General features: G+C 62.7%; 21 protein-coding genes. 17 read left to right on the top strand and 4 right to left on the bottom strand.

Going from position 1 to position 21333, the window contains the following annotated elements:
• Nucleotides 1–31 precede the first annotated feature (31 nt).
• Both BCL93_RS07045 and BCL93_RS07040 read left to right on the top strand, forming a co-directional pair.
• Nucleotides 32–469 (top strand): nucleoside deaminase, encoded by a 438-nt coding sequence (locus BCL93_RS07045; protein WP_112054529.1) that lies wholly within the window; start codon nt 32–34, stop codon nt 467–469.
• A gap of 68 nt (nt 470–537) precedes the next feature.
• The gene (locus BCL93_RS07040) at nt 538–1164 is read left to right on the top strand and encodes a hypothetical protein (RefSeq protein ID WP_112054527.1); all 627 of its coding nucleotides are present in this window, start codon (nt 538–540) and stop codon (nt 1162–1164) included.
• A gap of 274 nt (nt 1165–1438) precedes the next feature.
• Here the strand turns inward: BCL93_RS07040 and BCL93_RS07035 are convergent, their stop codons facing one another.
• A complete protein-coding gene (locus BCL93_RS07035) occupies nt 1439–1645 on the bottom strand; it encodes a cold-shock protein (RefSeq protein WP_092522637.1) in 207 nt (68 codons plus the stop codon).
• A gap of 253 nt (nt 1646–1898) precedes the next feature.
• Between BCL93_RS07035 and BCL93_RS07030 the strand changes: the two genes are divergently transcribed.
• From BCL93_RS07030 to BCL93_RS07020, 3 genes are all read left to right on the top strand, one after another.
• Complete coding sequence (locus BCL93_RS07030) at nt 1899–2738, top strand: isopenicillin N synthase family dioxygenase (protein ID WP_112054525.1); 840 nt, start codon at nt 1899–1901, stop codon at nt 2736–2738.
• A gap of 84 nt (nt 2739–2822) precedes the next feature.
• Nucleotides 2823–3236: an NINE protein gene (locus BCL93_RS07025; protein WP_112054523.1), complete on the top strand. Its 414-nt coding sequence runs from the start codon at nt 2823–2825 to the stop codon at nt 3234–3236.
• 77 nt (nt 3237–3313) lie between these two features.
• Nucleotides 3314–3958 carry a LysE family translocator gene (locus tag BCL93_RS07020; protein ID WP_112054521.1) on the top strand — a complete coding sequence of 215 codons (645 nt, stop codon included), beginning with the start codon at nt 3314–3316 and terminating at the stop codon, nt 3956–3958.
• 175 nt (nt 3959–4133) lie between these two features.
• Here BCL93_RS07020 and BCL93_RS07015 read toward each other — a convergent pair whose 3' ends face one another.
• Nucleotides 4134–6104 (bottom strand): transglycosylase SLT domain-containing protein, encoded by a 1971-nt coding sequence (locus BCL93_RS07015; RefSeq protein ID WP_112054519.1) that lies wholly within the window; start codon nt 6102–6104, stop codon nt 4134–4136.
• Nucleotides 6105–6368: 264 nt separating this feature from the next.
• Here BCL93_RS07015 and BCL93_RS07010 point away from each other — a divergent pair, with 264 nt between their 5' ends.
• The 9 genes from BCL93_RS07010 to BCL93_RS06970 all read left to right on the top strand — a co-directional run bounded on the left by BCL93_RS07010 (nt 6369) and on the right by BCL93_RS06970 (nt 16399).
• Nucleotides 6369–6686 carry a YkvA family protein gene (locus BCL93_RS07010; RefSeq protein ID WP_112054517.1) on the top strand — a complete coding sequence of 106 codons (318 nt, stop codon included), beginning with the start codon at nt 6369–6371 and terminating at the stop codon, nt 6684–6686.
• Nucleotides 6687–6872: 186 nt separating this feature from the next.
• Entirely contained in the window at nt 6873–8777 is a 1905-nt protein-coding gene (gene htpG / locus BCL93_RS07005) for a molecular chaperone HtpG (RefSeq protein WP_112054515.1), read from the top strand.
• A gap of 281 nt (nt 8778–9058) precedes the next feature.
• A complete protein-coding gene (locus BCL93_RS07000; protein WP_112054513.1) occupies nt 9059–9847 on the top strand; it encodes a glucosaminidase domain-containing protein in 789 nt (262 codons plus the stop codon).
• A 420-nt stretch (nt 9848–10267) separates the two neighbouring features.
• Nucleotides 10268–10867, top strand: a complete 600-nt coding sequence (locus tag BCL93_RS06995) for an isochorismatase family protein (RefSeq protein ID WP_181463049.1) — start codon at nt 10268–10270, stop codon at nt 10865–10867.
• Nucleotides 10868–11258: 391 nt separating this feature from the next.
• Nucleotides 11259–12830 carry a Re/Si-specific NAD(P)(+) transhydrogenase subunit alpha gene (locus BCL93_RS06990; protein ID WP_112054509.1) on the top strand — a complete coding sequence of 524 codons (1572 nt, stop codon included), beginning with the start codon at nt 11259–11261 and terminating at the stop codon, nt 12828–12830.
• 16 nt (nt 12831–12846) lie between these two features.
• Nucleotides 12847–14289, top strand: coding sequence for an NAD(P)(+) transhydrogenase (Re/Si-specific) subunit beta (locus BCL93_RS06985; RefSeq protein ID WP_112054507.1), 1443 nt, complete (start codon nt 12847–12849; stop codon nt 14287–14289).
• A gap of 128 nt (nt 14290–14417) precedes the next feature.
• Nucleotides 14418–15473 (top strand): NAD(P)H-dependent glycerol-3-phosphate dehydrogenase, encoded by a 1056-nt coding sequence (locus BCL93_RS06980; RefSeq protein ID WP_112054505.1) that lies wholly within the window; start codon nt 14418–14420, stop codon nt 15471–15473.
• Between the two features lie 5 nt (nt 15474–15478).
• Nucleotides 15479–15967, top strand: coding sequence for a phosphohistidine phosphatase SixA (sixA, locus tag BCL93_RS06975; RefSeq protein ID WP_112054503.1), 489 nt, complete (start codon nt 15479–15481; stop codon nt 15965–15967).
• A 120-nt stretch (nt 15968–16087) separates the two neighbouring features.
• Complete coding sequence (locus tag BCL93_RS06970) at nt 16088–16399, top strand: antibiotic biosynthesis monooxygenase family protein (protein WP_112054501.1); 312 nt, start codon at nt 16088–16090, stop codon at nt 16397–16399.
• A 47-nt stretch (nt 16400–16446) separates the two neighbouring features.
• On the opposite strand, the gene BCL93_RS06965 is transcribed toward BCL93_RS06970, so the two are convergent.
• Nucleotides 16447–17394, bottom strand: coding sequence for an AEC family transporter (locus BCL93_RS06965; protein ID WP_112054499.1), 948 nt, complete (start codon nt 17392–17394; stop codon nt 16447–16449).
• A 284-nt stretch (nt 17395–17678) separates the two neighbouring features.
• Here BCL93_RS06965 and BCL93_RS06960 point away from each other — a divergent pair, with 284 nt between their 5' ends.
• Genes BCL93_RS06960 through BCL93_RS06950 form a run of 3 tightly spaced genes read left to right on the top strand, consistent with a single transcriptional unit; the run spans nt 17679 to nt 20585 of the window.
• Entirely contained in the window at nt 17679–18536 is an 858-nt protein-coding gene (locus BCL93_RS06960) for an alpha/beta fold hydrolase (RefSeq protein WP_112054497.1), read from the top strand.
• Nucleotides 18536–19420 carry an alpha/beta fold hydrolase gene (locus tag BCL93_RS06955; protein ID WP_112054496.1) on the top strand — a complete coding sequence of 295 codons (885 nt, stop codon included), beginning with the start codon at nt 18536–18538 and terminating at the stop codon, nt 19418–19420. Before BCL93_RS06960 ends, BCL93_RS06955 begins: the two co-directional genes overlap by 1 nt.
• A gap of 37 nt (nt 19421–19457) precedes the next feature.
• Nucleotides 19458–20585: a patatin-like phospholipase family protein gene (locus BCL93_RS06950; protein ID WP_112054494.1), complete on the top strand. Its 1128-nt coding sequence runs from the start codon at nt 19458–19460 to the stop codon at nt 20583–20585.
• Nucleotides 20586–20673: 88 nt separating this feature from the next.
• Here the strand turns inward: BCL93_RS06950 and BCL93_RS06945 are convergent, their stop codons facing one another.
• The gene (locus BCL93_RS06945) at nt 20674–21258 is read right to left on the bottom strand and encodes a Smr/MutS family protein (protein ID WP_112054492.1); all 585 of its coding nucleotides are present in this window, start codon (nt 21256–21258) and stop codon (nt 20674–20676) included.
• Nucleotides 21259–21333: the final 75 nt, after the last annotated feature.

Below are 21333 nucleotides of genomic sequence, written 5' to 3'. Positions count from 1 at the left end.
ACGTCTACCACAGCCCGACGAGAGACAGACAATGGATGAATTCATGCAGGCGGCGATCGACGAGGCGCGGTTGGGCCTCGAGGAGGGCGGTGTGCCGATCGGCTCGGTGCTGGTGCATCGCGGGCGCATCATCGGGCGTGGTCACAACCAGCGTCAGCAGCGCGGCAGCGTGGTGCTACATGGTGAGATGGATGCCCTCGAGAATGCCGGGCGTCAGCCTGCATCGGTGTACCGTGACTCGGTACTCTATACCACCCTCTCACCCTGTCCAATGTGTAGTGGCGCCATCCTGCTGTATGGCATTCCCAAGGTAGTGATCGGCGAGCACCGCACCTTTCTTGGCGCCGAAGACACCCTGCGTCAGGCCGGCGTCGAACTTGAGGTGCGCGACGATGTCCAGTGCCGTGAGCTGATGAATACCTTCATTGATCGCCACCCCGAGGTCTGGGCCGAAGATATCGGCGAGTGATCCGGCGCCTTGCGTGCGCGTCAGCGCTTTGCTGGAATGACACCACACACGATGCGAGGAAATTCAAGATGATGAAGACGCCATACGGGGCCCTGCTGCTGGCTCTGGTTCTGAGCCTGGGACTGGCCGGATGTGGCAATGGTGACGATCCGGTAGCCGGCGATCCGGCGGCCAATGATCAGACGACCAGTGACCAAGCGGCAAGCGACACTGCGGCGAATGCTCCGGCGGCTGAAGAGGCGCCCGCAGCAGAGAACTCTGATGGCGCGGCGACGGTAGAGCCGAGTGCTGAGGAGGGCGCTGCAGCTTCGATCACCAATGCCCCCGAGACCGCAAGCGATGGCGCGGCCAGTGACAGCACCATGGGCGGCAACGCGTCGCTGAGTGCCGGGTCGATGAGTCAGGACTCCATGACCGACGAGTCCATGCTCAATGAGCCTGTGGGCAGTTCCATCGGTGAAACGACACCCAGCGAGCCGAGCGACTCCGAGATCGACGCCATGATCAGCGCCGACGATAACCTGGAAGTGACGCCTGGCGAGACCAGCAAGTCCGAGATCGAGGCCTTCATGGCGGAGACCGAGCGCCGGTTCGAGGAAGCCCAGCAGGAAATCGATCAGCAGTTCAAGGAAGCGGAGAGCAAGACGCCTGACGAGATGCTGAACGAGGCCGATAAAGAACTTGGTCAGCCCTGAACGTCAACAGCGGACGTAGATGAGTCAGCGCTGTGTCTAGCGCGTGGCGCAGTCCGTGCGTTTAAAAGGTGCCGCAACGGCTAAGGAAAAAGGTCCACCTCGGTGGACCTTTGCTTAGCCATTGAGTGTTCGGGCATACACTTCGCGAACAGCCTATGTGAAAAGTCTATGTGAACACCCGATGCTGTAACCCTCTGCTGCTGTCTGCTGCCTGCTGTCGCAGCGCTAGCAACTGGCGAGGGGCAGCCGCGCCTTTTTATCTGATCGTAGCTGATCAGCTGACGGGCTTGATGTTGGCGGCCTGGAGGCCTTTCTTGCCCTGAGTGACGTCGAAGCTGACCTTCTGACCGTCCTGTAGAGACTTGAAGCCCTCGGCCTGGATCTCGGAGAAGTGGGCGAAGAGATCGTCGCCGCCATCATCCGGAGAAATGAAGCCGTAGCCCTTGGTGTCGTTGAACCACTTGACAGTGCCAGTTGCCATCTTTGTTTTCCTTACCTTACGTAATGATCATGCTGGGGACATCATGCCCGTGTCCGGCGCAAGTCCCCTCTGTATGTGGGTTATGTCGAGAAGAAGAGCGAGAGGAGAATGACAAAGGAATCAATCAACGTCAGGCATCTTGCCACTTGCCAACCCACTTAGCGGATAGATGCATCGGCAGCCGAGTTGGGTCAATATAACCCGCGAAGTGGCATGCCTGAATGCCCGCAAAATCACTTTAGATGGAAATATCATGGCCGTCCAGAACGTCGATTTCACTGCCGCCGACGCCCCTCAACGCTTCGTTGCCTCGCTGCGCGAGACGGGATTCGGCGTGCTGCGCAACCATCCGATTTCATCCGACCTGGTGGAATCCATCTATCGCCAGTGGCAGGCCTTCTTCGAAGGGCAGGACAAGCATGAGTTTCAATTCGATCCTGGGCGCCAGGATGGTTACTTCCCGCCCTCGGTCTCCGAGACCGCCAAAGGCCAGTCGGTCAAGGATCTCAAGGAGTACTACCACGTCTATCCTTGGGGCCGGATTCCCGACGCGCTGGCCGAGGACATCATGGAGTACTATCGTCGCGCCGAGGCACTGGCGGCGACGCTGCTCGGCTGGATCGAGGCCGAAACACCGCCGGAGGTGGCCGAGCGTTACCGGGAGCCGCTGTCGCGGATGATTGCCGATAGCGGCCAGACACTGCTGCGGGTTCTGCACTATCCGCCGCTGTCCGGCGATGAGGTGCCCGGTGCCGTGCGTGCCGCTGCCCATGAAGACATCAATCTGATCACCGTGCTGCCGGCGTCCAATGAGCCCGGACTTGAGGTCAAAAACCGCGAGGGCGAGTGGCTGGCGGTGCCCTGCGATCCGGGCCAACTGATCATTAATGTCGGCGACATGCTGCAGGAGGCCTCGGGCGGGTACTTCCCCTCGACGTCTCATCGGGTGGTCAACCCCAGCGGTCCGGCGCGTTTCCACTCACGGCTGTCGCTGCCGTTGTTTCTGCACCCGCGGCCGGAAGTAGTGCTGTCCGAGCGCCATACGGCTGACAGCTATTTGAAGGAGCGCCTGCGCGAGCTGGGCGTCATCTGAGGTTCAGTACCGGCGGAGCGCTGACGGGGCTCTCCGCTACTCCACTTCGCTACACGTCTAGACGAGGTACCTGATATGGCATCAATGAGCAGTGCGCCCAGCGACACTCACAGTAAGCTGATGGGCTATCTGCTGTGGATCTTCGGCTTCCTCGGCGCCCATCGCTTCTATTATGGCAAGCCGGTCACCGGCACCATCTGGTTCTTCACCCTGGGCCTACTGGGGATTGGCTGGCTGATCGATCTGTTTCTGATTCCCGGCATGGACCGTGACGCGGACTTCCGCTATCAGGCCGGGCCGATCAATTACTCACTGGCCTGGGTGCTGCTGACCTTCCTTGGGGTGTTCGGTCTGCACCGTTTCTATATGGGTAAGTGGCTGACCGGTATTCTTTACTTGCTGACGGGCGGGTTCTTCCTGCTGGGCGTGCTCTATGACTTCTGGACGCTCAATGACCAGATCTCGATGAAGCATGCCAAACGCGGCATCTTCAACTGATCCATGGCCGGGCAGGCCCGGCCTTAGTCCATTCGCTCTGAAAGGGCGATTCTGCACGGCAAGGAGGCCTGCCGCTCATGTTCTTCGATGCCCAGTTCTGGCCCTTTCTCGTTGCCATCACCCTGCTGACGCTGAGCCCCGGGGTGGATACCCTGTTGGTGATTCGCAACACCACGCGCGGCGGTCTGCGCGATGGGGTGCTGACCAGCCTGGCGATCTGTTCGGGGCTCTTCGTGCATGCCACCGTCTCGGCGCTGGGCATCTCGGTCATCCTGCTGCAGTCGGCCTGGGCCTTTTCGGCGTTAAAACTGGTCGGTGCGGCCTATCTGATATGGCTTGGCCTGCAGAGCCTGGCGAGTGCCCGGCGGGGCACGCCGCTGCCGGTTGCCGACTGTTCTGTCGAGCGGCAGGCGGTATCGCACTGGGTGCCGCTGCGCGAGGGTTTTCTTTCCAATGTGCTCAACCCCAAGACGGTCGTGTTCTACATGGCCTTTCTTCCCCAGTTCATCGCCCCGGGCGACCCGGCGCTGGCCAAGTCGCTGTGGCTGGCCGGCGTGCACTTCCTGATTGCCAATCTGTGGCAGATCGGCATCGCGGTGATGCTGGGCCGGGCTGGCCACTGGCTGGCGCGCCGAGCGGTGTCGCGCACTCTGGATGGCGCCACCGGGATGGTGATGGTCGCCTTTGGCCTCAAGCTTGCGCTGTCACAGCGACCTGTCTGAATGCCTTGGCGTCGGCTCCGAGCCGCCCGGTTGCGGGTCTTGGGGAAAGATCAGTCGCGTTTAACGAACTCAGCGTCACAAAAGCCCCTGCCTGAAAGCACCACGGGCCCGCTTGGCGGGCCCGTGGTGTGTCGGTCTCTCTGGTATGGCTTGCCGCAGGTGCGCGGCAAGCGCTCTATTGCTGGGCGAGCAGTGAGGTGTCGTAACGCTCGCGTTGCTCCGCCTGGGTCAGCAGCGACACATCCTGGGTGCTGCCGCCCTTGGCAAGACTCTCGAAGATCACCCGGTAGGCCATTACCGCCTGGACGTACTGGCGGGTCTCGTGGAAGGGAATGCTCTCCACGAACAGGTCGAACTCCCGCGGGGCATCCTTGAGCCAGCGGTCGACCCGGTTCGGTCCGGCGTTGTAGGCGGCGGTGGCGGCCAGCCGATTGCCACGGTAGCGCGCGATCATGTCCTGGATATAGCGGCTTCCCAGACGGATGTTGGTTTCCGGCTGCAGAACGCCATAGAGGCCAGGGTCCTCGAGCCCCAGTTGCCGACTGACATGGCGCGCGGTGGCCGGCATCAGCTGCATCAGGCCTCGGGCACCGGCCGGTGAGACCACCGTTGGGTTGTAGGCACTTTCACGGCGGGCGATGGCCATCAAGAGGTAGGGGTCGACGCCACGGCGATTGCCCCAGTGCAGGAAATCGTCGCGATAGGCCTCGGGGAAGCGCCAGTCCAGTGCATCCCAAAGGCCGGCGGCAATCGTGGTCTGCACCGCGCGCGCATGCCAGCCACGATAAGCGGCGTAGTCCGCCAGTGCCTTGGCCTTGTCAGCATCGGCGCGACCGGCAGCGCTGTACCACTCGCTGTTGGCAAGTCCTGGCTCACCGATGCGAATCAGGGCTTCTGTGCGCTGCACGACCGGCCATTCGGCAATGCGCTCGCGGTAAGCCGCGTTGTAGCTGACTCGCTCCAGATTCAAGGCATAGGGCACATCGAGACGGTCCGCGGCGGCGAAACCGAAGAAGCTGCGGTCGCTGGCGGCAGCGCGGAAGGCGTCGGCGGCTCCGCCGGGATTGCCGAGCTGCTCGAGCGCGCGGCCTACCCAGTATTGCCAGCGGGCCTCGCGGCGCGGCTCGTCCGGCAGGCGATGCACCCAATCGATTACGCCGGACCAGTCACGCTGGGCAAGTGCCCGGCGTATCCTGAGTTCCAATAGATCGGTGTCATGGAAACCGGGGAGGGTGGCATCGACCCAGCCGCGGTTATTAGCGACTTCGCGAACCATCGAGTAGAACATCAGGTCGTGTTCGATATCCCGCCGTGCGGCGGCGCCGAGCTCGACGTGCGAAGCGATCTTGCGCCAGGCTTCCAGGGCCGCCTCGGTATCGGCTCGGGTGAAGCCGTGCATGGCAGCAGCATAGAGTGCATCGGTGCCGCGCCCTTGGGGCCCGATGCGCGTGGGAATCTGGGTGACCGCCGAGAAGTCCTGCTGCAGGCGATCCAGGGCGTCTAGCCCGGACTGCCAGGCGCTGCCTAACTGACGGCCAAGATAGCTCACCATGCCCGTCTCACCGGCCTGCCAGGCAAGGGTGAGGCGCTCCCAGGTTTCGAGGGCGCCGATCTCGCCACGTTTGCTAAGGGTGCGAAACAGCGGATCGCAGGCTTCGGGCTGGGAGTGGCCGACGCGCCATAGCGCCCGTCCACCGTTGGCGGCATCCTGGGGGCGGGTATCCAGCAGGGCGGTATAGTAGTAACAGCGGCGCTGAGTGCCACGAGGCTCGCCGTCGCTGATCTCGCGCAGGCTTTCAAAGCGACCGGCCTTGCCGTAACGGCCTATGGCTTCGCCGCGCATCCAGTCGGCCAGCGGCGAGTCGTCGTATCGGGTCATGAAGTCTTGCACCTGCGATGCCGGCGCATTTGGCAGGCGCGACAGCAGGCGGTGATACTCCACGTAGCCCTCGAGGACATGGCCATCGATGGCCGCCTGGTCAATACGCGAGAATTCCTTTGCCCTGGCGGCCTCCAGGGCATCACGCATGGCCATATCCTGTGTTTCATCGGCCTTGGCCGCATCGACTGTCAGGCCCAGCGGCAGGCTGAGCGCCAGACTTGCCAGCAGGGCCGGCCAATGCCGAGAGGGGAGGAAGCGTCGCATTAGGGGATCTCCAGAGTCGCGCCGTGCATAACCGTTATCTTCGCCGATGCATGACCCGTTGAGTAGTGTCGCCAGCTTTCGACAGGTGGTGAAGGCTCGGTTGTCTCGTGGCATCTTGGCCAGGAGTGGAAGCACTTTGACAGTCCGTCTAACCCTGGCGGCAGTTTAAGCGGGTGACACTCGGGGAGGGCAAGAGGTCTAATGAGCTAGCATTCGCACCAAGTATGCCGCAAAAAGCAACCGGGGCGGTCAGGGGAGAGCAACATGGCAGGATCATCGTCAGGAGGCAAGGGCTGGCTCGGCCGGCGCGGCCAGTCACTTGCGCGGATCGGGCGCGCCTTGCGCTTATTCGTGCCGATGCTTGGCGATGTGCTGGCGGGGCGCTATCGGCCGGTGCCTTGGCGGGCCATCGGTTGCATGACGGCGGCCGTCGCCTATCTGCTGTCACCCCTGGACCTGATTCCAGATTTTATTCTGGTGTTGGGGCTGGCTGACGACGCCCTGATCGTTGGCTGGCTGTTATCTCGGGTCGACCGTCACCTGGCGCCTTATCATGCCTGGCGGGCGGGTCGCGATGACTAGCCATTGGTCTGGCGCGCGAGGATCTGGCGTCACTCGCGCCCTCATTTGCCGAATCAATGTCATCCGGTTGATTCGGCAGGCTTGAAAAGCCCATTCAGAGCCCCATATTTCGATCACATCACCCGATACCGGCGCGTTGCCGTTGGCAACCGCCCCCAATGCTGAGATCGATGAGGGACTCGTTACATGTCTACCGTCACCCATGAAGAAACCCTGGGCTTCCAGACTGAAGTCAAACAGCTGTTGAATCTGATGATTCACTCCCTGTACTCCAACCGGGAGATCTTCCTGCGTGAGATGATTTCCAACGCTGCCGATGCCTGCGACAAGCTGCGCTATCAGGCGCTGGATAACGATGCGCTCTACGAGGGTGACAGCGAGCTGCGGGTCGAGATCGAGCACGATGCCAAGGCCGGCACCGTCACCGTGCGCGACAACGGTATCGGCATGAGCCGTGACGATGTGATCCAGAACCTCGGCACCATCGCCAAGAGCGGCACCGCCGACTTCCTCCAGCAGCTTTCCGGCGAGCAACAGAAAGACGCGCGCCTGATCGGTCAGTTTGGCGTCGGCTTCTATTCCGGCTTCATCGTCGCCGATGAGGTGAGCGTGCGCACCCGCCGTGCCGACCTGCCCCACGATGCCGGCGTCGAGTGGCGCTCCAAGGGGGAGGGCGAATTCACCATCGCCGACATCGACCGCGAGGTACGCGGCACTGAGATCGTCCTGCACCTCAAGGATGACGCTCAGGAATACGCCGACGACTTCCGCCTCAAGAATCTGGTGCGCAAGTATTCCGACCATATCGAAGTGCCGGTGCGCATGCCCAAGGTCGAGACTGCCAAGGACGACGAGGGTAACGAGATCGAAGGCAGCGAGGTCGAGACCTGGGAGACCGTCAACGAGGCGACCGCTCTGTGGGTGCGCCCCAAGGCTGAGATTACCGACGACGAGTACAAGGCGTTCTACAAGCACGTCTCCCATGACTTCAGCGATCCGCTGACCTGGAGCCACAACCGGGTCGAGGGCAAGCTCGATTACACCAGCCTTCTCTATGTGCCGGGTCGCGCGCCCTTTGATCTTTACGAGCGCGACGGTGCCCGCGGCCTCAAGCTCTACGTGCAGCGCGTCTTCATCATGGACGACGCCGAGCAGTTCCTGCCGCTGTATCTGCGCTTCATCAAGGGTGTGGTCGACTCCAAGGATCTGTCGCTGAACGTGTCCCGCGAGTTGCTGCAACAGGACCCGCAGGTCGACAAGATGAAAGCGGCCCTGACCAAGCGCGGCCTGGACATGCTCAAGAAGCTGGCCAAGGACGACGAGCAGTATCAGATCTTCTGGAACACCTTCGGTACCGTGTTGAAGGAAGGCCCGGCCGAGGATCATGCCAACCGCGACAAGATCGCTGCGCTGCTTCGCTTCGCCTCCACTCACACCGACAGCACGACGCAGGATCAGTCGCTGGCGTCTTACGTGGAGCGCATGAAGGAAGGCCAGCAGAAGATCTATTACATCGTTGCCGACAGCTTCAATGCGGCCAAGCACAGCCCGCACCTGGAGATCTTCCGCAAGAAGGGCATCGAGGTACTGCTGCTTTCCGACCGTATCGATGAGTGGCTGATGAGCCACCTTACCGAGTTCGACGGCAAGTCCATGGTCGACGTGGCCAAGGGCGACCTCGATCTGGGCGAGATCGAAGACGAGGATGAGAAGAAGGCGCAGGAAGAGACCGCCAAGTCCAAGGAAGACCTGGTCAAGCGCGTCAAGGAAGCGCTGGGCGAGGAGGTTCAGGAGGTCAAGGTTACCCATCGCCTCACCGACTCCCCGGCCTGCGTGGTACTGCCGGAGCACGAGATGGGCTTTCAGATGCGCCGCATCATGGAGGCCGCCGGTCAGCCGATGCCTGAAGTCAAGCCGATCCTCGAGCTCAACCCCGAGCATGCGCTGGTCGGTCGTCTCGAGGGCGCCGATGGCGAGGCCTTTAGCGACCTGTCGCGCATCCTGCTCGATCAGGCGATCATCGCCGAGGGCGGTCATCTCGACGATCCGGCCGCTTACGTCAAGCGCCTCAACGCGCTGCTGATGGCGTAATAGTCATGCGCTGACATCGACTTCCCGCGCTGCGCGCCGTGAGTGTTAGCAAACCCCGTCAGGTTCGCCTGGCGGGGTTTTCTGTTGTGCAGTGCAAAAAAGCTCGGTGATTCGACCAATGCCTGATAATCTTGCGCGCTGGTTGTCACCGGGCCTTGGGATGCATCTGCCCACTGCCTTTTTCCTGCGCCCCTGACATTGAATGAGGGGCATCTTGTTGAGGAGACGTCTTAACGACGGTCATAGCACGATGGCCCTCAACCACTGTTAGCGGAGTCCTGATGATGCGCTATCTATTTCCCTGGTGTTTCTTGTCGTCGCCCTCGCGTCGTCGGCCCTTGCCGTCGGCGCTACTAGTCCTGAGTCTTGTTCTTGCACTGGTGGCCATGCCGCCGATGGCAGTCTCCCAACCCGCTGAACCTCGTCCCACCCTTAATACAGAACCGGCAGCGGCCGTGACCCTGCCTGACCTGCGGCAACTGCCGGCCGGACCTCGGCGCAAGGATGCTTTCCTCCAGGTGCTGGTGCCGATCGTCGAGGCCGAGAACTCGCGGCTCGCGGCCCGTCGTGAGTGGCTTATGGCGCTCGCCGAGCGTGACACGCCCTGGACCCGCGCCGAGCGTGAACGGGTAACGGCGCTGTGCAAGGAATATGCGCTGGATTGCGAGCCGGGCAAGATCAATGCGCTGCTTCTCAAGCGGGTCGCCCCGGTGCCGCTGGAAATGGTCGCCGTGCAGGCGGTGGAAGAATCCGGGTGGGGAACGTCGCGGCTGGCACGTCAGAACAACAACCTGTTTGGTATGCGCACTAGCGGTGGCCGCTACCAGTCCTTCGACAGTCTGCAGGACGCCGTGCGCGCCTATCTCAAGAACCTGAACACCCATCGTGCCTATGCAGAGCTGCGGGCGCGTCGGGCCCAGTTGTCGGCTCAGGGCGAGGTGCCGCCGGAAGCGCTGATCGCGATGCTCAATGATTACGCCACCCGTGCCGACTATCAGCATGTGCTGCTGTCGCTGCTGCGCACCAATGCGGAGCGCATTCGTCGCTATGCGGGTGATACGCCTGCCTGATTGGACGCTTTGGCGATTAGCCTGATCTTGCCGATACCCGCATGTCGAGCACCTTCAATACGCCTCTCCGGCTTATGCCGCGGGAGGCGTCGTCGTTTTAGCCCCCAGTGCGGTCGAGCGTTGAGAGTCGCGTGCTTTGATGCAGGGCAGCAAGGCGCGCAAGCGCCTATGCTTGCATGAATACTTGCCGGGTGCGTGCCGGATAGCGCCCCTTGGAACGCGCTCACTCGGAGTAGCTTATCCTGTGGTTATTCGGTTCACGGCCGCTTATTCGGTGTCGGGATGGGGGATTCGTCTCGGGGCCGCTTATTCAGTGCAAAGCGGTTCATGCGGTTCATGCGGTTCAGGCGTGTTTGTTCGGCTCAAGGCGGAGCATGCAATTCGGGACTGCTTCTTTCAGGACAGGCGACGGAGGTGGTGATGGTGCGCCAGTCAAGCAATGCACGGTTGCGTCTTTACGATGCCAGGGACGATGCGGCGGCTCTGCTGCTGATCGATCTCCAGAAGGCCATCGATGATGTCGAGCTCAATGGCATGCATAGCAATCCAGCCCTGGATGATCGGGTTGATGAACTGCTGAGTTGCTGGCGGGGCGGCAATGGACACATCGTTCATGTCCGGCATTTCTCCCATACCCCCGGGTCCCTCTATCGCTCCGGCCATGCCGGGGCCGAATTCAAAGCCTCGGCAACGCCTCGTGTCGGGGAGCGTATCGTCACCAAACACGTCGAAAGCCCCTTCATCGGCACTGACCTGGATATCTGGTTGAGGCGTCACGGTGTGTCGCGTCTGGTGGTGGCGGGTGTGTCGACCGGCCATGCCGTGTCGACGGCCGCTCGCCATGCACACTGCCTGGATTTTGGCGTGGTCGTGGTCTCCGATGCCTGCGCGAGTTTTCCTATCGACGATATCGATGGGCAGCGGTGGGCCGCCGAGGATGTGCAGCGCTTCAGCCTGTCGTTGCTGGGCAGCCATTACGCGCGGATCACCTCGACGCAGGAAGTGGTGCATCAGTTTTGATCTGCTCACGTTTTTGCGAACGCATGTTGTTGGTAATGAATCGACGAGCGGTGACAGGCAAGGCAGCAATAATGCTTTCGTTATGACACTCATAACGATTTCGGCAGGTTGGGGATTTCATTTTTTCCATTATTTATCAATTAGTTGACTCGGATCATTAATATAACAAGTAGGTTATGGATGTCATAACTGTATATTTATAAAGGATTTTTTATCGTAAACCCTTGCCTTTGCGCTGCTTTCTCCAAACACTGCGTTATCGCAAAGGATGACCCTGGGCGGGCGAAACAGGCGTGTTACCCCCGGATATTCATGCAGATATCGACTCATTCCCGCCGTTTTTCGGACGGCGGTCGGCTTCGCGGCGAGCGTCGCGACAGGGAGGCATAGAGTGAAGATCGGAGCACCAAAGGAGCAGGCCCCGGGCGAGGCGCGAGTGGCGCTGACCCCGGAGAGCGCGCAGCAGATTCAGAAACTCGGCCATGACTGCCTCATCGAGACCGGGGCCGGCGTGGCCGCGGGCTTTGCCGATGCGGCCTATCGTGATGCCGGCGTCAGCGTGGTCGACGACGCTAAAACGCTCTGGGAGCAGGCCGATACCGTCATCAAGGTACGCGAGCCCAGCGACGAGGAAGCGGACCGGCTGCATGATGGCCAGACGCTGATTTCGTTCTTCTGGCCGGCCCAGAATGAGGCGCTGCTGGAGCGCTGCCGCGCTCAGGGCGCTACCGTCGTCGCCATGGACATGGTGCCGCGTATCTCCAGGGCGCAGAAGATGGATGCCCTGTCGAGTACTGCCAATATCGCCGGGTACCGGGCGGTGATCGAGGCCGGTAACCAGTTCGGCCGCTTCTTCACCGGCCAGGTCACTGCCGCCGGCAAGGTGCCGCCGGCCAAGGTGCTGGTAGTCGGCGCCGGGGTGGCGGGGCTGGCCGCCATCGGCACGGCCACCAGCCTCGGTGCCGTGGTTCGCGCGTTCGATGTGCGCCCCGAAGTGGCTGAGCAGATCGAGTCCATGGGCGCCGAGTTCCTGTTTCTCGATTTTGAGGACAGTCAGGATGGTGCCGAGAGTGGCGGCTATGCGGCACCCTCCAGCCCAGAGTTTCGCGAAAAGCAGCTTGCCTGTTTCCGCGAGCAGGCGCCGGACGTGGACATCGTCATCACCACTGCGCTGATACCCGGCAAGCCGGCTCCCAAGCTGTGGCTCGAGGACATGGTCGAGGCCATGAAACCTGGCTCGGTGATCATCGACCTGGCCGCCGAAAAAGGGGGTAACTGCGACCTGACCGTGCCGGATGAGCGCATTGTCACCGACAACGGTGTGATCGTGGTGGGCTATACCGACTTCCCGTCGCGCATGGCGACGCAGTCCTCGCTGCTCTATGCCACCAATATTCGCCATATGTTGACCGACCTGACCCCCGAGAAGGACGGCGTGGTCAATCACAACATGGAAGATGATGTCATCCGCGGGTCCACCGTGACGCACGACGGAGAGATCACCTTCCCGCCACCGCCGCCCAAGGTGAAGGCGATCGGGGCGGCCAAGCCCAAGCCGAAGGAAAAGGAGCCCACTCACGAGGAGAAGAAGGCCGCCGAGCATGCCGCCTTCGTCGCTCAGACCAAGCGACAGGTGGGAATGCTGGTGGTGGGCGGGGCCCTGATGTGGCTGCTTGGCCAGGTGGCACCGGCCTCCTTCATGCAGCATTTCATCGTCTTCGCGCTGGCCTGCTTCGTCGGTTTCCAGGTGATCTGGAACGTCAGTCACTCGCTGCATACCCCGCTGATGGCGGTGACCAATGCTATCTCCGGCATCGTCATCCTCGGCGCCGTGCTGCAGATCGGCTCGGGCAACTGGCTGGTAGGCCTGCTTGCCGGTATTTCGGTGCTGATCGCTTCTATCAATATCGTGGGTGGCTTCCAGGTGACACGCCGGATGCTGGCCATGTTCCAGAAATCCTGAATCGCGGAGATACGAGATGCTGGGTCAAGAATTCGTTTCTGCCGCGGCGATCGCGGCAAGTGTATTGTTCATCCTCTCGCTGGGGGGCTTGAGCAATCAGGAAAAGGCCAAGCGAGCGGTGTGGTATGGCATCGTCGGCATGGCATTGGGGGTCGGCGCTACCATGTTCGGTCCGGGCATCGGTGGCTATGGCTGGATGATTCCGATGATGCTGATCGGTGCTGCCATTGGCACGGTGGTGGCCAGAAAGGTCGACATGACCGAGATGCCGCAGCTGGTGGCGGCGCTGCACTCCTTCGTCGGCCTGGCGGCGGTGTTCGTCGGCTGGAACGCCGACCTGGAGCGGCGCCGGGTACTGGCGGCACAGCTCGCCGAGTCCGGCGCCGATGGCTTCTCTGCCTTTGCCGCTACTCTGGCGTCGAAAGCGCCGGCCGAGCTGACGTTCCTGCAGGTCGAAGTGGTGCTTGGGGTGTTCATCGGTGCGGTGACCTTTACCGGCTCGGTGATCGCCTTCGGCAAGCTCGCCGGCAAGGTCGACGGCAAGCCCCGCCAGTTCCCGGGCGGCCACTGGCTGAATGCCGGTGCGGCGGTACTGTCGCTGCTGCTGGCCATTGCCTACCTCAATGGAGCCGGCTTCTGGACGCTGCTGCTGCTGGCACTGCTGGCCTTCTTCGTCGGCTGGCACCTGATCATGGGCATCGGCGGCGCCGATATGCCGGTGGTGGTCTCCATGCTCAACAGCTATTCCGGCTGGGCGGCCGCGGCCATCGGCTTTACGCTCTCCAATGATCTGCTGATCGTCACTGGCGCCCTGGTAGGCTCGTCGGGGGCCATTCTGTCCTACATCATGTGCAAGGCGATGAACCGCAACTTCATCAATGTGATCCTGGGCGGTTTCGGCGGAACCAAGGGGGAGGCAGCAGAGATCGAGGGCGAGCAGGTGGCCATCGATACCGGCGGCGTGGCCAGCGCGCTGAACGACGCCGATAGCGTGATCATCGTGCCGGGCTATGGCATGGCGGTGGCCCAGGCGCAGAACGCGGTCAGCGAGCTGACCCGCAAATTGCGCTCAGCCGGCAAGAACGTGCGCTTCGGCATCCATCCGGTGGCCGGACGACTGCCGGGGCACATGAACGTGCTGCTCGCCGAGGCGCGGGTACCCTATGACATCGTCATGGAGATGGACGAGATCAACGATGACTTCGCCGAGACCGACGTGGTGATCGTCATCGGCTCCAACGACATCGTCAATCCTGCGGCACAGGAAGATCCTGCAAGCCCCATCGCCGGCATGCCGGTGCTCAAGGTGTGGGAAGCCAAGCAGGTCTTCGTCTGCAAGCGCGGACAGGGCACCGGCTACTCCGGCATCGAGAACCCGCTGTTCTTCAAGGAGAACACGCGCATGCTGTTTGGCGATGCCCGTTCGAGCATCGACAGCCTGGTGCCGATGATCGACTAAGATATCTGAATCGACTAGGCCATGCGGGGCCTCGTGCCCCGTCTCAGTAGCTCCCGAGCGGAGAGGCATTTCGGCCTCTCCGCTTTTCGTTACAATGAGGGCATCTATCACTCGTCAATGGATCGAGAATGTCTGATGATCGCTTGAAGGTCGCGGTGCTGGGCGGCGGCAGTTTCGGTACCGCGCTTGCCAGCATTGCGGCCGACAATGGGGCCCAGGTACACCAATGGATGCGAGATGCCGCCCTGGCGGATGAGATCAACCGGGACCATCGCAACAGCCATTACCTGCCGGATTACGCCATCAACCCGGCCGTTACCGCTGCAACCGACATGCGCGAGGTGCTTGCCGGCGCGGAGCTGGTGCTGGTGGCGATTCCTTCCCAGGCCTTTCGGTCAGTGGTGCGCCAGGCGCGGCCCTGGCTGTCCTCCGAGCAGATACTGGTCAGCACCACCAAGGGCATTCAGGCAGAAGGTTTCAAGCTGATGAGCCAGATCCTCGAGGAGGAGACGGGCTTTCCCCACATCGGTGTGATCTCCGGCCCCAACCTTGCCTCCGAGGTCGCCGACAAGCAGCTCACGGCCACCGTGATCGCCAGCGACGACCCCTTGACCCGCACCCGGGTCCAGAGCCTGCTGGGCTGCGACTATTTCCGGGTCTATGCCAGCAACGACCGCTTCGGCGTTGAGCTTGGCGGGGCGCTGAAGAACATCTACGCCATTGCCGCCGGCATGGCAGCGGCCCTCGGCATGGGGGAGAACACCCGCAGCATGCTGATGACCCGGGCGCTGGCGGAAATGAGCCGTTTTGCGGTGCATCTAGGGGCCAACCCCATGACCTTCCTCGGCCTGTCCGGCGTCGGCGACCTGATCGTCACCTGTTCATCGAAGCTCTCGCGCAATTACCGTGTCGGCTATGCCCTCGGCGAGGGGCGAACGCTTGATGAGGCCGTTGAGGCGTTGGGGCAGGTCGCCGAGGGCGTTAACACCGTGCACCTGGTACATGACAAGTCTTCAGAGGAGGGCGTCTATATGCCCCTCGCCGAGGGCCTCTATCAGGTACTCTTCAATCAGGTGCCGGCCCGCGACATGGCCAAGCTGCTCATGCAGGGCGAACAGAGTAGCGACGTGGAATTCACCCTGTCCCGTGAGGACGTCAAGGCAGCCCGGCGCCTGGAGGATTGAACAAGATGCACGAGACCCTATGGATCATGCGTCACGGCCAAGCCGCCCCCGGGCGCCCGGATGCCGAGCGCTCGCTCACCGACGAAGGCCACCGTGAAGGCAATTTCATGGCCGAATGGCTGGCGCAGCGCATCGCCGATGAAAGGCTCGCCACCCCTCGGGTGCTGGCGAGTCCTTATCGCCGTGCTCAGCAGACGGCGACGCTGATGGCCGAGCGCCTGGGCGTGGAGGTCGAGACGCTGCCGATCATCACCCCGGACGATCCGGTTGGCCCGATCCTAGACTGGCTGATCGACACTCAGGAACAGTCGCCGGGGCCGCTGCTGCTGGTTAGCCACATGCCGCTGGTCGGCGTGCTGACAGCACAGCTTACCGACGGGCCGCGGGCGCTGGGGCTGGGATTTCCTACTGCCGCCATCGCTCGACTGGAGAGTGATGTCTTCGCGGCTGGCTGCGCACGCCTGATCGGCCTGGAAGCGCCCGGGCATCGCTGAGCTATCCATAGAGAACTATCCATAGCGCTGCCTCCCCAAGGTGGCCGATCTCGCGCGCCGCCTACGGCGGCGCCTCTATCACTGCGTACATATTTTCCCACTTTTTCTCAGGAGCGCCCCATGACGTATATGGTCAACAATCGCATCCACGTGACGCCGGGGTATGAAGAGGAGTTCGAGGCGCGCTTTCGTGCGCGTGCCGGCGAGATCGATCGACAGCCCGGCTTTGTGGCCATGCGGGTTCTACGCCCTCAGGGCAATCAGGCGCCCTACGTAGTAGAAACCGAATGGGACAGCCAGGACGCCTTTCGCGCCTGGGTCGGCAGCGACGACTTCAAACGCGCCCACGCCAACCCCATGCCGAAGGAAGCCTTCGGCGAGGGCGGTGGAATCGAGCAGTTCGAGGTGGTGATTCGCGCGGACGCTAACTAGCCGCGAACCAGAAGTACTTGGCTAGAGGTGTTGCAGGATAAGTTTGGCTAGATCAGTCCGGCGACGCGGAGGCCGAATACGCCACCGGTGATGGTCAGGCTGGCCAGCAGGGTGCTGATAGCGATGATGTTGGCGGCGAGCTTTGCATTCCCGTTCATCGCTTTGACCATCACGAAGCTGGCGGCCGCTGTAGGGCTTGCGAAGAACAGGAATAGCACTCCCAGTTCGCGGCCCGTGAAGCCCACCAGCCAGGCTCCAGATGTGGCGAGCGCCGGCAGGATGGCCATCTTCATCAGGCTGGCGCTGACGGCGGTGGTGCTGTCGTTGCGCAGGGCGCTGACCGATAGCGTGGCCCCCACGCAGATGAGGGCCAGTGGCAGGGTCAGGGAAGCGAAGTAGTCGCCGGTCGTCAGCAGCCAGCCCGGCAGCGTCAGTCCCGAGAGCGCGACCGGCAAGGCGGCCACCACGGCAAGAATCAGTGGATTCTTGGCGATATGCCCAAGGATGCTGCGCCAGTCCGCCGCCTGACCCTCCTGAAAAGTGCTCAGCGCCACCACTGACAGGGCGTTATAGCTGATAATCACCACCCCTAGCAGCAACCCGCCCGCCGAGAGGCCGTAGTCGCCGTACATGCTGGCCGCCAGTGCCAGGCCGACGATGCCGCAATTGCCGCGAAAGGCGCCCTGGATATAGACCCCGCGGTCCGCTCGCGCCACGCGCCAGTTGGCCCAGCCCCAGGCAAGTACGAAGCTTGCCAGGGTGGCGAGAGCGAAAAAAACCAGCATGCCCGGATTCAGGCTCGCCTCGAGATCGGCCTGGACGATGCTCATGAAGACCAGAGTCGGCAATGTGGCCTTGAACACCAGCTTTGATGCGGTGGAAACGAAGGCCGGGTCGATCCAGCCCCAGCGTTTCAGGCCAATGCCGATGAACACCATGGCAAAGACCGGCAGGGTGACGTTGAGGGTGTGCTGGAAGACCGCTAGAAGGTTCATGCCTGTAAGTGCTCCCTAGATCGCCAGCCAGCGGCCGACGACGAACGCCGCGACCACGGCGGTAAAGAAGACGGCATTGCGTAGGCGGGTGTCGCGAGGGGGACGCGGCTTTGACACGGCGGTCTCCAAAATGAGGGAAGTGAGCGGCGAGCGCGCTTGGCTGTCCAGTCATGACTAATGGACGGCTTGAAAGTCAAACAGTCGTTTTATACTGGCTCAGTAGCGGCTAAGCGGGGTATGGTAATCCCGTTAGCCTGCTAGTTTCCACTGACCAGGATGATTTCATGCCCCAGCGTCATGCTTCCGACTGGGCTGGCACTGCCTCTCCCGTCGCCTCCAGTGAGCGCGCCCCCAAGCTCCCGCTGGTCTTCGCCCACGCCAATGGCTTCACCGGGCGCAGCTACCAGAGCCTCTTGGCACCGCTGGGCGAGCGGTTCGCCCTTCACCCTCTAGAGCAGCTTGGCCATCACCCGCACTTTCCGGTAGGGCATAACTGGTTGGCGCTCCGTGATGAGCTGCTGTCACGTCTGCCTGAGGGGGACACCCAGGTGATCGGCGTCGGGCACTCGCTGGGTGGCGTACTGATGGCGATGGCGGCGGAGAAGGCGCCGGAGCGTTTTCGCTGCGTGGTCGCCATGGATCCGCCGTTGATGCTGGGCCTCGATGCGTTGGCCATCAAGGTTGCCAAGCGCACCGGCTTTGTCGATCGCATCACGCCGGCGGGTCGCAGTTTGGGGCGCCGAGCGCACTGGCCGGATCACCAGGCGATGAGTGACGACCTACGGCGTAAGGGCCTTTTCCGGGGCTTTACGCCGGAAGCCTTTAGCGACTACCTGGCCGGTGCTGCGCGCCATTATGACGGTGGCGGCGTCGGCCTGGCCTTTTCCCCCGATACCGAGGTGGCGATCTTTCGCCATCTGCCCGATCACCTGCGGGGGCTACCCAAGCGGTTAAAGGTGCCGCTGGCACTGTTGGCGGGCCGCGAGTCGGACCTGCTCACGGCACGCCGCCGACGGCGGTTTGCACGCCGTGGGGTGCCAGTGGAGTTGGTGCCTGGCGGCCACATGTTTCCCATGGAGCACCCCGAGGCCTGTCGGCGGGCCCTGTGTGCCACTCTTGATCGTCTGCTGGAGTCTTCCTGATGACCCCGACCGAACTGCACCTGGCTGAAGGCCGTCTGGCGGCGTTGGCCTGGGGAAAGCCCGATGCACCGACCTGGCTTGCCTTGCATGGCTGGCTCGACAATGCGGCGAGCTTTTCACGACTGGCGCCCTTGCTGGTCGAGCGACTCGGGATTCGAATCGTAGTGCTGGATTTCGCCGGCCATGGCCGCTCCCGGCGACATCCGCCGGGCGTCGACTATGCGATCTGGGATTACTGCCATGACGTGCTGGATGCGATGGTGAGTCTGGAGCTCGAGTCAGCTCCGCTGCTGGCCCACTCGATGGGCGCAGGGGTGGCCTGTCTGCTGGCGGCGGCGCTTCCTGAACGGGTCGAGCGGCTGATGCTGATCGACGGCTTGGGCACGCTCAGCACGCCGGGAGATGACACCGCACAGCAGCTGCGGCGTGGCCTGCTGGGGCATCGGCGGCGCAGCTCACCGTCACCGCGCTATGCTGATTTAGAGAGTGCTGTGGCGGCCCGGGTTGCGGGCGGCGTCACGCCTATCGATGCCGACTCGGCCTGGCCGCTGGTCGAGCGTAACCTGGAGCCGTTGGAGGATGGCCATGTCCGGCTGCGAACCGATGGCCGTCTGTTGCGCCCTTCGCTGGTGCGCTTTTGCCCCGAACAGGTGGTTGGCATGCTTGCCGCGATTGAGGCGCCTACGCTGCTGATCGAAGGTGACCGGGGCATCCTGGGTGAGCGGGAGGGCGCCAGACAGAATCGGGCGGCGCTGAAGGGACTCGAGCGTCGGGTGTTACAAGGGGGGCATCACCTACATCTTGAGCGCGAAGCGCTGGCCGAAGTGGTCGGCAGCATCGCACAATGGTGGCAGATGGCCGCTACCGGTGTGGTCGAGAAGTAAGGTGTACCAGACGAACGGCTGGTGCAGAGGGGGAGCGATGAGCGGCAAGACGAAAGAAGGTAAACGTGTCGCCCTGGTGCTTGGCAGCGGCGGAGCAAGGGGCTACGCGCATATTGGCGTGATCGAGGCGCTCGAGGCGCGAGGCTACGAGATTGTCGCCATCTCGGGCTGCTCGATGGGCGCGTTGGTAGGCGGTATCTATGCCGCCGGTCAGCTACCGGCCTATCGTGATTGGGTGTGCCAGCTGGATTATTTCGATGTGCTCAAGTTGGTTGACGTCACCTGGAGTCCGATGGGCGCCATGCGTGCCAACAAGGTGATGAGCAAGCTGGCCAGCCTGATCGGCGATACCCTCATCGAGGACCTGCCGCTGCCGGTGACCACCGTGGCTACCGACCTTGTTCGCCAGCGCGAGGTGTGGTTCCAGAGCGGCTCATTGTTGCAGGCCATCCGCGCTTCCATTGCCGTGCCTGGCATCATCACGCCGGTCCATGTCGGTGATCAGGTGCTGGTCGATGGCGGCCTGATGAACCCCTTGCCGATCATTCCCACCGTCTCTGCCCAAGCCGACCTGGTGGTGGCGGTCAACGCCACCGCGCACAGCCCGCGGCCGGTAACCCTTGAAGAGTTGCTGCCGGCGGAGGAAGTGGCTGAAGAACTGGCCCGTGAAGAGGCCCTGGAGGCTGAGGGGCGTGGTTTTTCGGGCTGGGTGGCCGGGGTGCGAGGACGTGCCCAGCGGCTGTTCAATTCAGGCAGCGGAAACGACAACGGGAATGGCCTCGACGAGGCCGAAGAGACTCAGAGCCCCCAGGTCGCCAGCCAGCGGGCCTGGGGCAAGCTCGACATGATGCTGGCCTCCTTCGATATCACCCAGGCTGCATTGGCCAAGTACAAGGTGGCGGGCTATCCGCCGGATGTGCTGATCGAGATACCCAAGACGGTTTGCGGTGCCTATGAGTTTCATCGCGCCGAGGCCCTGATCAAGCTTGGCCAGCATCTGGCGTCTCAGGCAATCGATCGGCTCGAAGGACCCGTGGCGAGCCGAGCCGGGGCCCGCCGCGCATCGCTGCTCGAGACCCCGGTAGTCTCGCCGGTGACCGACCCCACGACGGCTGCCTCGCCGGATCAAACGACACCCGAGACCAGCGAGCCTGCCGCGCCCTAGAGTCCGAATGTCTTCTGGTTCTCGTCTGGCTGGTTCTCATCTGGCCCTCTATTTGTGAAAACTTGTGGAAACAGAGAGGCGCGTACGACTAGAGGCTCTCGCCACGGCGGCGCAGCAGCACATAGACGGCGCCGCTGCCGCCATCCAGTTCCCGCGCCGAGCAGAAGGCCAGCACGCTTGGCCATTCCCGAAGCCAGGCGTTCACGTGGCTCTTGATCACCGGGTAGGCGTCGGGTCCGCTGGCGCTGCGCGCCTTGCCGTGGACCACCAGCACGCAGCGGGCGCGTTGGGCGCGGGCCTCGGCAATGAAGCTTTCGAGCTCTGCGCGCGCTTCGTCGACGGTGTATCCGTGCAGGTCGAGCCCTGCCTCCCAGGCGATGCTGCCGCGCTTCAGTTGGCTACGGGTTCGCTGGGGCAGGTCAGGGACGGTGAAATCGAGCCACTCGGAGGGCCTTACCGGCTCGACCCGGCCATCGCTGGTGCGACTGCTCAACTGATAGCTGTCGGCTTCGAGGGCGGCGGCACGGCGTTCGGCCAGTGCCTCTTGGCGCCGTTGTTTCGGCTTGCCGGGGTCGGCCCGGTTCGAGCGCATCGGCTTCACGCCTGCATCGGCCAGGGCCTGGCGAAACAGCGAAACCTCGTCATCATCCGGGTGTCCGCGGCGCTGGCTCATGTTGCTCCCCGTGGATTACGTTGAATGGGTAAATGACGCGCTAGTATAGCGGCTTGGTGGCGGCTGTGAACCGGG

The organism is Onishia taeanensis (assembly GCF_003268885.1).
Lineage (GTDB): Bacteria > Pseudomonadota > Gammaproteobacteria > Pseudomonadales > Halomonadaceae > Onishia > Onishia taeanensis_A.
This window is presented reverse-complemented; position numbering and strand designations above follow the sequence as displayed.